The organism is Kitasatospora sp. NPDC051914 (assembly GCF_040680995.1).
Taxonomy (GTDB): domain Bacteria; phylum Actinomycetota; class Actinomycetes; order Streptomycetales; family Streptomycetaceae; genus Kitasatospora.
Genome location: NZ_JBFAXX010000109.1, coordinates 1 through 15,156, shown reverse-complemented (window position 1 = coordinate 15,156; position 15,156 = coordinate 1). Strand labels below are relative to the sequence as shown.

Annotated in this window: 9 protein-coding genes; 6 read left to right on the top strand and 3 right to left on the bottom strand. The window is 70.9% G+C overall.

Going from position 1 to position 15,156, the window contains the following annotated elements; translation table 11 throughout:
• Positions 1-91 precede the first annotated feature (91 nt).
• The gene (gene pepN / locus AB0M03_RS37825; protein WP_363500745.1) at positions 92-2,674 is read right to left on the bottom strand and encodes an aminopeptidase N; all 2,583 of its coding nucleotides are present in this window, start codon (positions 2,672-2,674) and stop codon (positions 92-94) included.
• A 336-nt stretch (positions 2,675-3,010) separates the two neighbouring features.
• Here pepN and AB0M03_RS37820 point away from each other — a divergent pair, with 336 nt between their 5' ends.
• The 6 genes from AB0M03_RS37820 (at position 3,011) to AB0M03_RS37795 (ending at position 11,452) form a co-directional block, all read left to right on the top strand.
• A complete protein-coding gene (locus AB0M03_RS37820; RefSeq protein ID WP_363500748.1) occupies positions 3,011-4,207 on the top strand; it encodes an ROK family transcriptional regulator in 1,197 nt (398 codons plus the stop codon).
• A 176-nt stretch (positions 4,208-4,383) separates the two neighbouring features.
• Positions 4,384-5,478 carry a substrate-binding domain-containing protein gene (locus AB0M03_RS37815; RefSeq protein ID WP_363500742.1) on the top strand — a complete coding sequence of 365 codons (1,095 nt, stop codon included), beginning with the start codon at positions 4,384-4,386 and terminating at the stop codon, positions 5,476-5,478.
• A 175-nt stretch (positions 5,479-5,653) separates the two neighbouring features.
• Entirely contained in the window at positions 5,654-6,442 is a 789-nt protein-coding gene (locus AB0M03_RS37810) for an ATP-binding cassette domain-containing protein (RefSeq protein WP_363500739.1), read from the top strand.
• Positions 6,439-7,722: a sugar ABC transporter permease gene (locus tag AB0M03_RS37805; RefSeq protein WP_363500736.1), complete on the top strand. Its 1,284-nt coding sequence runs from the start codon at positions 6,439-6,441 to the stop codon at positions 7,720-7,722. Before AB0M03_RS37810 ends, AB0M03_RS37805 begins: the two co-directional genes overlap by 4 nt.
• A gap of 177 nt (positions 7,723-7,899) precedes the next feature.
• Entirely contained in the window at positions 7,900-9,807 is a 1,908-nt protein-coding gene (dxs, locus tag AB0M03_RS37800) for a 1-deoxy-D-xylulose-5-phosphate synthase (protein WP_363500733.1), read from the top strand.
• A gap of 133 nt (positions 9,808-9,940) precedes the next feature.
• Positions 9,941-11,452, top strand: a complete 1,512-nt coding sequence (locus AB0M03_RS37795; protein ID WP_363500730.1) for a glycosyltransferase family 39 protein — start codon at positions 9,941-9,943, stop codon at positions 11,450-11,452.
• Between the two features lie 141 nt (positions 11,453-11,593).
• Here the strand turns inward: AB0M03_RS37795 and AB0M03_RS37790 are convergent, their stop codons facing one another.
• Together AB0M03_RS37790 and AB0M03_RS37785 are read right to left on the bottom strand one after the other, a co-directional pair.
• Positions 11,594-13,720, bottom strand: coding sequence for a 3-hydroxyacyl-CoA dehydrogenase NAD-binding domain-containing protein (locus AB0M03_RS37790; protein WP_363500727.1), 2,127 nt, complete (start codon positions 13,718-13,720; stop codon positions 11,594-11,596).
• A gap of 2 nt (positions 13,721-13,722) precedes the next feature.
• The gene (locus AB0M03_RS37785) at positions 13,723-14,940 is read right to left on the bottom strand and encodes an acetyl-CoA C-acyltransferase (protein WP_363500724.1); all 1,218 of its coding nucleotides are present in this window, start codon (positions 14,938-14,940) and stop codon (positions 13,723-13,725) included.
• Positions 14,941-15,156 lie beyond the last annotated feature (216 nt).

Genomic DNA, 15,156 nt, shown 5'->3' with positions numbered 1-15,156 from the left:
GGCCCCCCCGGGGGGCGGGGGGGCGTCTTGTGCTCGGCCTCCCGCGGCGGCGGGGGGGGGGGGGGGCCGGCCCCCCCGACGGGGGTGCGGGTCAGACGCGGCCGGCTGCGGCGCGGTCGGCGGCCTGGGCCTTGAGGGCGCGCTCGATGCCCGCGCGGGCCTCGACGACCTGGCGGCGCAGGGCCGGCGCCGGGTCGGCCGAGGCCAGCCAGGCGTCGGTGGCGTCCAGGGTGGCCTGCTCGACCTGGTAGGCCGGGTACAGGCCGACGATGATCTGCTGCGAGATCTCGTGGCTGCGGCTCTCCCACACGCCCTTGACCGCGGCGAAGTACTTCTCGCGGTAGGGGGCGATCAGCGCGCGCTGGTCGGCCTGCTGGAAGCCGCCGATGACGGCCTCCTGCACGTAGTTGGTGAGCTTGTCGGACTCCACGACGGAGGCCCACGCCTCGGCCTTGGCCTCGGCGGTCGGGCGGGAGGCCCGGCAGCTGGCGGCGTGCTCCTGGCCGGAGGAGGTGTTGTCGCGCACCAGCTCCTCGTCGACGGCCTTGTCGTCGGCGCGGCCGGTGGCGACGAGCCGGGCCAGCAGCGTCCAGCGCAGCTCGGTGTCGACGGCGAGGCCCTCGATCGTCTCGGAGCCGTCCAGCAGGCCGGCGAGCAGGCCGAGCTGGGCGTCGGTACGGGCGGCGGCGGCCAGGGTGCGGGCCCAGGCGAGCTGGTGGTCGCTGCCGGGGGCGGCGGCGCGCAGCTGCTCCTCGGCGGCGGCGGCCCAGCGCTGCAGGCCCTCCTCGCGCCACGCCGGGTCGGCGTACGCCTCGAGGGCGAGCTTGACCTGGCGCTGCACGGACTGGACGACGCCGATGTCGGACTCCCGCTGCAGGCCGGAGAGGGCCAGCGACAGGTAGTCGCGGGTGGCGAGCTCGCCGTCGCGGGTCATGTCCCAGGCGGAGGCCCAGCACAGGGCGCGCGGCAGCGAGTCGACGAAGTCGCCGAGGTGCTCGGTGACGACGGCCAGCGAGTCCTCGTCGAGGCGGACCTTGGCGTAGGAGAGGTCGTCGTCGTTGAGCAGCAGGACGGCGGGGCGGTGCCGGCCGACCAGCTCGGGCACCTCGGTGCGCGGGCCGTCGATGTCGAGCTCGATCCGGTCGGTGCGGATCAGGGAACCGTCGACCAGCTCGTAGAGGCCGACCGCGATCCGGTGCGGGCGCAGCACGGCCTCGCCGCGGGCGCCGGCGGGGAGCGCGGGGGCCTCCTGCAGGATCGCGAAGGACTCGATGTCGCCGTCGGTGTTGATGTGCAGCTCGGGGCGGAGCAGGTTGATGCCGGCGGTCTCCAGCCAGGCCTTGGACCAGGTCCTCAGGTCGCGGCCGCTGGCCTCCTCGAGGGCGCCGAGCAGGTCGGGGAGGGTGGTGTTGCCCCAGGCGTGGCGCTTGAAGTAGGCCTGGACGCCCTTGAAGAAGGCCTCCTGGCCGACGTAGGCGACCAGCTGCTTGAGCACCGAGGCGCCCTTGGCGTAGGTGATGCCGTCGAAGTTGACCTGGACGTCCTCCAGGTCGTTGATCTCCGCCATGATCGGGTGGGTGGAGGGCAGCTGGTCCTGCCGGTAGGCCCAGGTCTTCATCTGGTTGGCGAAGGTCGTCCAGGAGTGCGGCCACTTGGAGGCGGGGGACTCGGCCTGGCAGACCACCTCGGCGAAGGTCGCGAAGGACTCGTTCAGCCAGAGGTCGTTCCACCACTCCATGGTCACCAGGTCGCCGAACCACATGTGGGCGAGCTCGTGCAGGATCGTCGCGGCGCGCATCTCGTACGAGGCGTCGGTGACCTTGGAGCGGAAGACGTACTGGTCGCGCAGGGTGACGGCGCCCGCGTTCTCCATCGCGCCGGCGTTGAACTCCGGCACGAACAGCTGGTCGTACTTGGCGAACGGGTAGGCGAAGTCGAACTTCTCCTGGAAGTAGTCGAAGCCCTGCTTGGTGACCTCGAAGATCGCCTCGGCGTCCAGGTACTCGCGCAGCGAGGGGCGGCAGTACACACCGAGCGGCACCCGCTGGTCGCCGCTGGCGTACTCGTCGAAGACGCCCACGTAGGGGCCGGCCACCAGCGCGGTGACGTAGGTCGACATCCGGGGGGTGGGCTCGAAGGACCAGGTGCGGACGGCGCCCTCGCCGGCCGGCTCCGGGGTGGGGGAGTTGGAGACGACGACCCAGCCCTCGGGGGCGGTGACGGTGAAGCGGAACGTCGCCTTGAGGTCGGGCTGCTCGAAGGCGGCGAAGACGCGGCGGGCGTCCGGCACCTCGAACTGGGTGTAGAGGTAGGTCTCGCCGTCGACCGGGTCGACGAAGCGGTGCAGACCCTCGCCGGTGTTGGTGTACGCGCAGTCGGCGACCACCCGGAGCTCGTTCTCGGCCCGGACGGCGGGCAGCGCGATCCGGCTGTCGGCGAAGTTGGCGAGCTCGAGGGCCTCGCCGTTCAGCACGATCTCGGACACGCTCGGCGCGACCAGGTCGATGAAGGTGGCGGCACCCGGGGTGTTGGCGGAGAAGCGGACCACGGTGGTGGACCGGAAGGTGCCCCCTTCGGGGGCCGAGCCCAGGTCGAGCTCGATGTCGTACGACTCCACATGCAGGAGTGCGGCCCGGGTACGGGCCTCCTCACGGGTCAAGTTGGTGCCAGGCACTCGCAGGACTCCTTCGTCAGGCTTGGTTGGGGGCATCCTTTCACGAGCGTCCCCCGCGCGGACCTGCGATTTCCGGGGCCGTCGGGCGGGTTGCGCGTTCGGCTACGACACTCGACGTAGGGCGGTGGCTGAGGTTTCGCAACGATCTGCATTCGCCCTTGACTCTGTATTGCGGGCTTGGCTGAGCTTAGAGTTCAGAAGTTGAAGATGAACGCCCGGTTGAGGCTTCGACACCGCAGGGTGACGGACCCGCCGGCCACAACGAGCTCCGCCGCAAGGGCGCGGCAGGGGCGGGAACGGTCGGGTTCCCGTGCCCTGGGAGGGTGAATCATGTCGATGGACACGCCGGGATCGCAGTCCTCGCTGCACCGGGCGAACCTCGAGAGGGTGCTGCGGGCCGTGCGGATGGCCGGCTCGCTCACCCAGGCCGAGATCGCCAGGTCCACGGGATTGTCGGCGGCAACGGTGTCCAACATCGTCCGCGAGCTGAAGGAGAGCGGCACCGTCGTGGTGGCCGACACCTCCTCAGGAGGCAGACGGGCGCGCAGTGTCTCGCTCAGCGGTGACGCCGGGATCGTCGTCGGCGTCGACTTCGGTCACACCCATCTGCGGGTCGCGGTGGGCAACCTGGCCCACCGGGTGCTCGCGGAGGAGAGCGAGCCGATCGACACCGACGTGTCGGCGCAGCAGGGCTTCGACCGGGCCGAGGCGCTGGTCGGCCGGCTGTTGTCGCAGGCCGGGTTCCGGCCGGACAAGGTGATCGGGGTGGGCCTCGGCGTGCCGGGCCCGATCGACGTGGAGACCGGGGCGCTCGGCTCCACCGCGATCCTGCCGGGCTGGACGGGCATCAACCCCGGCCGGGAGCTCTCCCAGCGGCTCGGCATGCAGGTGTACGTGGACAACGACGCCAACCTGGGCGCGCTCGGCGAGCTGGTGTGGGGCGCGGGCCGCGGGCTGAGCGACCTGGCGTACATCAAGGTGGCCAGCGGCGTCGGCTCCGGACTGGTCATCAACGGGCAGATCTACCGGGGCCCGGGCGGCACCGCGGGCGAGATCGGGCACATCACGCTGGACGAGGCCGGGCCGGTCTGCCGCTGCGGCAACCGCGGCTGCCTGGAGACCTTCGTGGGCTCCCGTTACCTGCTCAACCTCTTGAACGCGAGCCACCCGGGGGAGCTGACGCTGAACAAGGTGGTGCAGCTGGCCCAGCAGGGCGACCTCGGCTGCCGGCGGGTCATCGCGGACGCCGGGCGGCAGATCGGCAGCGGTGTCGCCACGCTGTGCAACCTGCTGAACCCCCGTCGGGTGATCCTCGGCGGCGAGCTCGCCGAGGCCGGTGAGCTGGTGCTTTCCCCCATCCGGGACTCGGTGGCGCGGTACGCCATCCCGAGTGCGGCCCGGCAGCTCTCGGTCGTCCCGGGCACGCTCGGTGGCCGGGCGGAGGTGCTCGGCGCGCTGGCCCTGGTGATGAGCGAGATGGGCGAATCGGGTGCCATCCGGCATACCGGCCTGGCCTCGGCATCGTCCGCCTGAGCTGCGCAGACAGGCGGAGCCGAGTCGTTTGATCTCGGCTTCGCCTTCAGGAAGATAACGAAAGGGTTCGGATCAGCGCGGTCGCGGTTTTACTTATTGACGACAAGGTGTGGGGGAGGTTGACTCCACTCAACCTCGCCGCAAGGTTGCGGCACTGTCAGGGAGGCACCCCCACCATGAACGCAATGATGCGTCGCGCCGTCATCGGCACTGCTGCTGTCTCGATGGCCCTCTCCATGGCCGCCTGTGGCAAGGCCGGCAGCGACAAGAAGGACGACGCCAAGGGCGGCGACACCAAGTCGATCGGCCTGCTGCTCCCGGAGAACGCTTCCTCCGTGCGCTACGAGTCCTTCGACAAGCCGTTCATCGAGGCCAAGGTCAAGGAGCTGTGCGGCGACTGCACCGTCAAGTACAGCAACGCCGAGGGCTCGGCCGCGAAGCAGAAGCAGCAGTTCGACACCCTGATCGCCCAGGGCGTCAAGGTCATCATCCTGGACGCGTTCGACGCGGCCTCCACCCAGTCCTGGGTGAAGGAGGCGGCCGACAAGGGCGTCAAGGTCATCGCGTACGACCGCCTGGCCACCGGCCCGGTCTCGGCCTACGTCTCCTTCGACAACGAGAAGGTCGGCGAGCTGCAGGGCCAGGCCCTGCTGGACGCCCTGGGCACCAAGGCCGCCGAGTCCAACATCGTCATGATCAACGGTGACGACGCGGACCCGAACGCCGGCAAGTTCAAGTCCGGTGCGCACAAGGTCCTCGACGGCAAGGTCAAGAAGGTCGTCTACGAGCAGTCCGGTGAGTGGAAGCCCACCGTCGCCGGCCAGAAGATCGGCGCCGCGATCACCCAGCTCGGCAAGGACGGCTTCCAGGCCGTCTACTCGGCCAACGACGGCATGGCCGCCGCGATCATCACCCAGCTGAAGTCCGCGGGCATCAACGTCCCGGTCGGCGGCCAGGACGCGGGCCTCGACGCCATCCAGCGCCTCGTCAGCGGCGAGCAGTCGTACACCATCTACAAGGCGTACAAGCCGCTGGCCGACTCGGCCGCCGAGCTCGCCGTCGCGCTGCTGCAGGGCAAGGACGTCAAGGCCATCGCCTCCTCCAGCATCGACAGCGACACCGACAAGGGCATCCCGGCCAAGCTGCTCGACCCGAAGGTCGTCACCAAGGCCAACATCAAGGACACCGTGATCGCCGACAAGCTGTACACCGTCGCCGACATCTGCACCGGCGCCTACGCCGAGGGCTGCAAGGCCGCGGGCCTGCAGTAGTCCTCCACGGGTGGGCGCCCCGCACGGGGCGCCCACCCTGCGGCGCGGCCGGCCGGCCCCTCGTGGCGGGGCCCCGGCCCGCTCCACCCCTTTTCTCGCACTAACCTTCGCGCCCGGGTCGGCGCGCGGCAGGCCGTGTCATGCCCACTTCCGGGGGCCGGCACGGATGAAGGAGATGGTTCACGTGACAGGCGCACCCGTACTGGCGTTGCGCGGTGTCTCCAAGCGCTTCGGTGCCGTTCAGGCGCTCACCGATGTGCACCTGGAGGTCCACGCCGGCGAGGTGGTCGCCCTGGTCGGCGACAACGGTGCAGGCAAGTCGACGCTGGTGAAGACGATCGCCGGTGTGCACCCCATCGACGAGGGTTCCATCGAGTGGGAGGGCAACAAGGTCGCGATCAACCGGCCGCACGACGCCCAGGCCCTCGGTGTCGCCACCGTCTACCAGGACCTCGCGCTCTGCGACAACCTCGACGTGGTCGGCAACCTGTTCCTCGGCCGCGAGCTGAAGAAGTTCGGCGCGCTCGACGAGGTCGCGATGGAGAAGCGCGCCAAGGAGCTGCTCGACACCCTGTCGATCCGCATCCCCAGCGTCCGCATCCCGATCGCCGCGCTGTCCGGCGGTCAGCGCCAGGTCGTCGCGATCGCCCGCGCCCTGGTCGGCGACCCCAAGATCGTCATCCTGGACGAGCCCACCGCCGCCCTCGGCGTCGAGCAGACCGCCCAGGTCCTCGACCTGGTCGAGCGCCTGCGCGACCGCGGCCTCGGCGTCATCCTGATCAGCCACAACATGGCCGACGTCAAGGCCGTCGCGGACACCGTCGCGGTGCTCCGCCTGGGCCGCAACAACGGCGTCTTCGAGGTGGCCGGCACCTCGCACGAGGAGATCATCTCCGCCATCACCGGCGCCACCGAGAACGCCGTGACCCGGCGTCAGGCACGTCTCGCGGAGGAAGCGAAGTGACGACCGACCAGACCACCGACGGTGCCGCCGAGGCGGCGCCCGCGCCCGCCGCGTCCCCGGCCGTCGACCCCCGACTGCTCGTCCGCGAGGCCGGATTCTCCGGCTACCTCGCCGAGTTCAAGCGCAAGATGAAGAGCGGCGACCTGGGCTCCGTCCCGGTCGTGCTCGGCCTGATCCTCATCGGCGCCATCTTCCAGGGCATCACCGGCGACTTCCTGAACGCCGACAACCTCACCAACATCACCAAGTGGGTCGCCGGCCCCGGCCTCATCGCCGTCGGCATCGTCTTCGTGCTGCTGCTCGGTGAGATCGACCTCTCCCTCGGTTCGATCGCCGGCGTCTCCGCCGCGATAGCCGCCGTCCTCTCGGTGCGCTCCGGCCTCAACGAGTGGCTCGCCTGCCTGATCGCCATCGCGGCCGCCGTCGCCATCGGCGCCCTGCACGGCTTCTTCTTCGCCAAGATCGGCGTCCCCGCCTTCGTCGTCACCCTGGCCGGCCTGCTCGCCTGGAGCGGTCTGCAGATGTACGTCCTCGGCGACAAGGGCACCGTCAACGTCCTGAACGACGGCGTCCTCGCCAACCTGGACACCTACTTCCTCGGCGACGGCGACATCGCCTTCACCTGGGGCTTCGCGATCCTCGGCATCGCGCTCTTCGGCGCCGGCCAGTTCCTGGACGCCAAGCGCCGCGGCGACGCCGGCCTGCCGGCCCGCCCGATGAGCGAGATCGCCCTGCGCACCGGCGTGCTCGCCGTCATCGGCCTGGTCGCCGCCTACATGCTCAACCAGGACCGCGGCCTGCCGCTGCCCCTGGTGATCTTCCTCTCGATCGTCGTCATCACCGACTTCGTGCTCCGCCGCACTTCCTACGGCCGGCAGATCTTCGCGGTCGGCGGCAGCGTCGAGGCGGCCCGCCGCGCCGGCATCAACGTCGCGTGGGTCCGGATCTCGGTCTTCATGATCTCGGCCGGCATGGCGGCCCTGGGCGGCCTCTTCATCGCCTCCCAGCAGGGCTCCGCGGACAAGCTGCTCGGCAGCGGCAACGTCCTGATGAACTCGATCGCGGCGGCCGTCATCGGCGGCACCAGCCTCTTCGGCGGCCGCGGCAAGACCTGGTCCGCCCTGCTCGGCATCCTGGTCATCCAGTCGATCATCACCGGCCTCGACCTGGTGCACGTCAACCAGGCGATCCAGTACATGATCACCGGCGCGGTGCTGCTCGGCGCCGTCGTGCTCGACTCCGTCTCCCGCCGGACCCAGAAGTCCAGCGGCCGGGGCTGACGACACGCCGAACGCAGTGTGAGGCCCGGCACCCGAACCGATCGGGTGCCGGGCCCCGTCATGTCATGGGAGCCCCCTGCGCCGCGTGGTGTCCGCCAGCCGGACATTAGACTCGTGCAGTCGGGGAAGCCCGGCCGGACCGACGGCGGTCCGGGAACAGTCAACGAGGAGGAACGGGTGGCCCTGCTGACCCGCATTAGGGGACCGCGCGATCTCGACCGGCTCACCCCGGCGCAGCTGGCCGACCTGGCCGAGGAGATCCGGGGCTTCCTGGTCGAAGAGGTCTCGAAGACGGGCGGCCACCTCGGCCCCAACCTGGGTGTGGTCGAGCTCACCATCGCCATGCACCGGGTCTTCGACTCCCCGCGCGACCGCATCCTCTTCGACACCGGCCACCAGAGCTACGTCCACAAGCTGCTCACCGGCCGCCAGGACTTCTCCCGGCTGAAGATGAAGGGCGGCCTCTCCGGCTACCCGTCCCGCGCCGAGTCCGAGCACGACGTGATCGAGAACTCGCACGCCTCCACCGTCCTCGGCTACGCCGACGGCCTGGCCAAGGCCAACAAGATCCAGGGCCACAAGGACCGCCCGGTCGTCGCCGTCATCGGCGACGGCGCGCTCACCGGCGGCATGGCCTGGGAGGCGCTCAACAACATCGCCGACGCCAAGGACCTGCCGGTCGTCATCGTCGTCAACGACAACGAGCGGTCCTACTCCCCGACCATCGGCGGCCTCGCCAACCACCTCTCCACCCTGCGCACCACCCAGGGCTACGAGCGGTTCCTCTCCTGGGGCAAGGACGCGCTGCAGCGCACCCCCGTCGTCGGCCAGGCGATGTTCGACACCCTGCACGGCGCCAAGAAAGGCCTCAAGGACTTCATCGCCCCGCAGGGCATGTTCGAGGACCTCGGCCTCAAGTACATCGGCCCGATCGACGGCCACGACCTGGTGGCGCTGGAGTCCGCGTTCACCAAGGCCCGCGGCTTCGGCGGCCCGGTCATCGTGCACTGCATCACCGAGAAGGGCCGCGGCTACCACGCCGCCGAGAACAACGACGAGGACCGCTTCCACGCGGTCGGCGTCATCCACCCCGACACCGGCCTCCCGGTGAAGTCCTCCGGCAAGGACTGGACGTCCGTCTTCGGCGAGGAGATGGTCGCCCTCGGCCGCGAGCGCAAGGACATCGTGGCGATCACCGCCGCCATGCTCCACCCGGTCGGCCTGGCCCCCTTCGCCAAGGCCTACCCGGACCGCATCTTCGACGTCGGCATCGCCGAACAGCACGCCGCCGTCTCCGCGGCCGGCCTGGCCACCAACGGCCTGCACCCGGTCGTCGCCGTCTATGCGACCTTCCTCAACCGCGCCTACGACCAGGTGCTGATGGACGTCGCCCTGCACAAGCTCGGCGTCACCTTCGTGCTCGACCGGGCCGGCGTCACCGGCACCGACGGCGCCTCGCACAACGGCATGTGGGACATGTCGATCCTGCAGACCGTCCCGGGCCTGCGGCTCGCCGCCCCGCGCGACGCCGACCAGGTCCGCGCCCAGCTCCGCGAGGCCGTCGAGGTCCCCGACGCCCCCACCGTCGTCCGCTACTCCAAGGGCACCGTCGGCCCCGCCGTCCCCGCCCTCGGCCGCGTCGGCGGCATGGACGTGCTCCGCGAGAGCGGCGAGAGCGGCGGCGACAAGCGCGCCGACGTGCTCATCGTCTCCGTCGGCGCGATGGCCCCGATCTGCCTGGAGGCCGCCGAGCTGCTCGACGCCCAGGGCATCACCTCCACCGTCGTCGACCCCCGCTGGGTCAAGCCGGTCGACAAGGCCCTGCCCGGCCTCGCCTCCGAGCACCGCGTCGTCGTCACCGTCGAGGACAACGGCCGCGTCGGCGGCGTCGGTGCCGCGATCGCGCAGGCCCTGCGCGACGCCGACGTCGACCTGCCGCTGCGCGACTTCGGCATCCCGCAGGAGTTCCTCGACCACGCCAAGCGCGAGGAGATCCTCGCCGAGATCGGCCTCACCGCCCCGGACATCGCCCGTCAGGTGACCGCCCTGGTGGCGCGCATCGACGCGCAGCCCGTCCAGGCCTGACGCCTTGCCACCGCCGGAGCCCCGGGTCCGAACCGCTCGCACCCGGGGCTCCGGCGCACCCGGAACCGGGCAGACCGGTCGCGATCCCGGACCAGCGCACCCGCCGACACGGACGCCCGGTAGGTTGTCACCCGTGCCCACACCGACCTCCAGCCGCCCCGCCGTGACCGCCCGCATCCGCGAGCAGGTCCGGACGGGCTACTGGAGCCGGCTGGTCCCGGTGCTGGCCCTGCTGGCCGTCCTCACCCACATCCCGTCCTTCCTGCGGCCGGTGTGGAGCCCGGACGAGGGCTACCTCGCCACCCAGGCCCGGATGCTCGCCGACGGCGGGGTGCTCTACGACACCGTCGTCGACCGCAAGCCGCCGCTGCTGCCCTGGCTCTACCAGGCGTGCTTCGCCCTGTTCGGCTCCGGCTCGCTGTGGCCGCAGCGCAGCCTGGCGATCGTCGCCCACCTCGCCACCGCCGTGCTGCTGGCCTCCATCGCCCGCGGCCGCTGGGGCAACCGGGCCGGCGGCGCGGCCGGCGTGCTGTACCTGCTGCTGTCCATCGGCCTCTCGCCCGAGGACACCCAGGCGGCCACCTTCGAGGTCTTCATGCTGCCCGCCATGGTGGCCGCCTTCCGCTACGCGGAGCGCCGCCGCTGGCTCGCCGCCGGCATCGCGGTCGCACTCTGCTCGCTCACCAAGCAGACCGGCGGCGCGGTGCTGCTGCCGGTGCTGTGGATGCTGCTGCAGGACACCCGGCGGCGCGGCGTGCGCTGGCCGCCCGCCCTGGCCACCATCGGCTTCGGCTTCGCCCTGCCGATAGCCCTGGTCGCGCTGATCCTCACCAAGCCCAAGGGCTTCCTGTTCTGGGTGGTCACCGGCAGCGGCGACTACGCCTCGCTCGGCGGTGCCTGGCTGCAGATGACCGGCCGGGCGCTCGGCAACTCGGCGATCCTGCTGGCCGCCGGGCTCGGCTTCGTCGTGCCGATCGGGTACCGGCTGTGGCTGCGCCGCGGCCGCCGCAGCCTGCCCGGGGCGGCGGAGGAGCACGGCTCCACCGCCGACCTGTGGGTGTGGCTGCTGTCCTCGGCGGTCGCGGTCAGCGTGGGCTTCCACTTCTTCGGCCACTACTACCTGCAGCTGATGCCGCCTCTGGTGCTGCTCGGCGTCGGCGCCGTCTCCACCTCCGCGGTGCGCTGGCGGCCGGTGCTGACGTACTCGGCCGTCGCCTGCACCTTCTTCTGGGGGCTCGCGGTGTTCTGGCCCGGGCAGAAGCTCACCCAGACCACCGAGGTCGCCACCGCGGTCGCCAAGCAGACCACGCCCAAGGACACCGTGCTGGTCTGGGGCATGCACCCCGAGCTGTACTGGCTGGCCGACCGCCGCCCCGCCAGCCGCTACCTGACGGCCGGCTTCCTGACCAACTTCAGCGGCGGCAAGGACGGCCAGAAGGTCGGCGAGCAGTACAGCGTCAGCGAGGCCTGGCAGACCTTCGACCAGGAGCTCGCCGCCAAGGGCCTGCCCGAGATCGTCGTCGACGACTCGGGCACCGCCCCCTACCAGCCGCTGCTGATCCCCCGCATCGAGAGCCTGCTCGACACCCACTACGAGGTCGTCGGCGTCACCGGCGACACCGTCATCTACCGCCTGAAGAAGTAGCGCACGGCCCTCCGCCGCACCTCCGCGCCCTGCTCCGCCCCAGGAACCCCGCGGACGGGCGGCGGCGCGGCCGCAGGGGCTTCCAGGACGCGCGAAGGGCCCCCGCCGGGTGGCGGGGGCCCTTCGTCGTCGCTACGGGGCTCAGGCCGGGACGGAGGCCACGCCCTGGGCGAGGAAGCGCTTGCCGTTCACGCGCTCCGAGACGCCCTCGCGGTCCAGGTACGGCGTGATGCCGCCCAGGTGGAAGGGCCAGCCGGCGCCGGTGATCATGCACAGGTCGATGTCCTGCGCCTCGCCGACGACGCCCTCGTCCAGCATCAGGCCGATCTCCTGCGCGACCGCGTCCAGGGCGCGGGCGCGCACCTGCTCCTCGGTCAGCACGTTGTCGCCGAAGGTCAGCAGCTCCAGCACCTCGGGGTCGAGGACCTGCTGGCCGTCCTGCCAGATGTAGAAGCCGCGCTTGCCGGCCTTGACCACCTTGCCGAGGTTCTCGGAGACGGTGAACCGCTCCGGGAAGGCGCCGTGCAGGGTCTCCGACACGTGCAGGGCGATGGCCGGGCCGACCAGCTCCAGCAGCGCGATCGGGGACATCGGCAGGCCGAGCGGCTGCACGGCCTTCTCGACGGTCTCGAACGGGGTGCCCTCGTCGATGATGCCCTGGATCTCGCCCATGAAGCGGGTCAGGATCCGGTTCACCACGAACGCCGGGGCGTCCTTGGTCAGCACGGCCGTCTTCTTCAGCTTCCTGGCCACACCGAAGGCGGTGGCCAGCGAGGCGTCGTCGGTCTTCTCCGCGCGGACGATCTCCAGCAGCGGGAGGATCGCGACCGGGTTGAAGAAGTGGAAGCCGACGACCCGCTCCGGGTGCTCCAGCTTGGAGGCCATCTCGGTGACCGACAGCGAAGAGGTGTTGGTCGCCAGGATGGTGGTCGGCGAGACCACGGCCTCCAGCTCGGCGAAGACGTTCTGCTTGACGCCCATCTCCTCGAACACGGCCTCGATCACGAAGTCCGCGTCCCCGAAGGCGACCGCCTTGTCCAGGTGGCCGGAGACCAGGCCCTTGAGCTTGTTGGCCTTGTCGCCGTTGATCCGGCCCTTGCCGAGCAGCTTGTCGATCTCGCCGTGGACGTAGCCCACGCCCTTGTCGATGCGCTCCTGGTCGATGTCGGTCAGCACGACCGGCACCTCGAGGCGGCGGGCGAACAGCAGGGCCAGCTGCGAGGCCATCAGGCCCGCGCCGACGACGCCGACCTTGCTGACCGGGCGGGCCAGCGACTTGTCCGGCGCACCGAAGGGGCGCTTGGCACGGCGCTGCACCAGGTTGAAGGCGTAGAGGCCGCTGCGCAGCTCGCCGCCCATGATGAGGTCGGCCAGCGCCACGTCCTCGGCGTCGAAACCGGCCTGCAGGTCCTGGTCCTTGACCTGCTGGATGATGTCCAGCGCCTTGTAGGCGGCCGGCGCGGCGCCGTGCACCTTGGCGTCGGCGACCAGGCGGCCCCAGGCGACGGCGTCGTCCCAGGCCTTGCCGCGGTCGATCTCCTCGCGCGCCACGGCGGTCTCGCCGGTGAGCACGGAGGCCGTCCAGTGCAGCGACTGCTCCAGGAAGTCGGCCGGCTCGAAGATCGCGTCCGCGATGCCGAGCTCGAACACCTCCTTGCCCTTGAGCTGCTTGTTCTGGCTCATCGAGTTCTCGACGATGACCTTGACGGCCTTCGCCGGGCCGATCAGGTTCGGCAGGATGGTGCAGCCGCCCCAGCCCGGGACGAGGCCCAGGAAGACCTCCGGCAGCGAGAACGCCGGGATGCCGGAGCTCACCGTGCGGTAGGTGCAGTGCAGGCCGACCTCGACGCCGCCGCCCATCGCCGCGCCGTTGTAGTAGGCGAAGGAGGGGACGGGCAGCGCGGCGATCCGCTTGAAGACGTCGTGGCCGCCCTTGCCGATGGCCAGCGCGTCGCTGTGCTCCTTGAGCACCTCGACGCCCTTGAGGTCGGCGCCGACCGCGAAGATGAACGGCTTGCCGGTGATGGCGACCGCGGCGATCCCGCCCTCGGCGGCCTCGGCCTCGACCTGGTCCAGCGCCTCGGAGAGCTTCGCGAGCGAGCCCGGGCCGAAGGTGGTCGGCTTGGTGTGGTCGAAGCCGTTGTCCAGGGTGATCAGCGCCAGCTTGCCGGCCTGCTTGGGCAGGTCCAGGTGGCGGACGTGCGCGGTGGTGACGACCTCGCCGGGGAACAGCTCGGCGGCGCGCTTCAGCAGCTCGGTGGTGCTCACGGTCACTTGTTCCCCTCGAAGTGCGGGTTCTCCCAGATGACCGTGCCGCCCATGCCGAAACCGATGCACATGGTGGTCAGGCCGTAGCGGACGTCGGGGCGCTGCTCGAAGCGGCGCGCCAGCTGCGTCATCAGGCGGACGCCGGTGGAGGCCAGCGGGTGGCCGAAGGCGATCGCGCCGCCGTACGGGTTGACGCGCTCGTCGTCGTCGGCGATGCCGTAGTGGTCGAGCAGCGAGAGCACCTGGACGGCGAACGCCTCGTTGATCTCGAAGGCGCCGATGTCGTCGATGGTCAGGCCGGCCTTGGCCAGTGCCTTCTCGGTCGCCGGGACGGGGCCGATGCCCATGACCTCGGGCTCCACGCCGGCGAAGGCGTAGGAGACCAGGCGCATCTTGATCGGGAGGCCGAGCTCCTCGGCGACGTCCTCGGCGGCCAGCAGCGAGGCGGTGGCGCCGTCGTTCAGGCCGGCCGCGTTGCCCGCGGTGATGTTGCCGTGCGGGCGGAACGGGGTCTTGAGGTTCGCCAGCGACTCCATGGTGGTGCCCGGGCGCATCGGCTCGTCCGTCGTCGCCAGGCCCCAGCCGGTCTCGCCGACCTCGGGGTTGGTGTTGCGGATCGCGATCGGCACCAGGTCCGGCTGGATGTCGCCGTTGGCGTACGCCTTGGCGGCCTTCTCCTGGGAGCGCACGGCGTAGGCGTCGCAGCGCTCCTTGGTGATGTGCGGGAGGCGGTCGTGCAGGTTCTCCGCGGTCATGCCCATGAACAGGGCGGACTCGTCGACCAGCTTCTCCGACACGAAGCGCGGGTTCGGGTCCACGCCCTCGCCCATCGGGTGGCGGCCCATGTGCTCGACACCGCCGGCGACGACGATGTCGTACGCGCCGAAGGCGATGCCGCCCGCGGTGGTGGTGACGGCGGTCATCGCGCCGGCGCACATGCGGTCGATGGCGTAGCCGGGGACGGACTTCGGCAGGCCGGCGAGGAGGCCGGCGGTGCGGCCGATGGTCAGGCCCTGGTCGCCGATCTGCGTGGTCGCGGCGATGGCGACCTCGTCGATGCGCTCGACGGGCAGGTTCGGGTTGCGGCGCACCAGCTCACGGATGCACTTGACGACCAGGTCGTCCGCGCGGGTCTCGTGGTAGATGCCCTTCGGGCCGGCCTTGCCGAACGGGGTGCGGACGCCGTCGACGAAGACGACGTCCCTCGCGGTACGAGGCACGGGGGCTCTCCTCCCAGGGGACATGACGTTAAGCGCAGTCCGCACGGCTCACGGGTGGAGCGGCGCTGCTTCACGGTCATGCTACCCGCCGGTAACTAACTTGCCCAGGGGCCACGCCCCCCGGACGGGGTGTGTCCCCCAGCACACAGGCCGGGCCAGGCCGAAACAGGGGCGCGGGGAACTGCGCGACTCGGAAGGCACGGACCGTGACCTTCC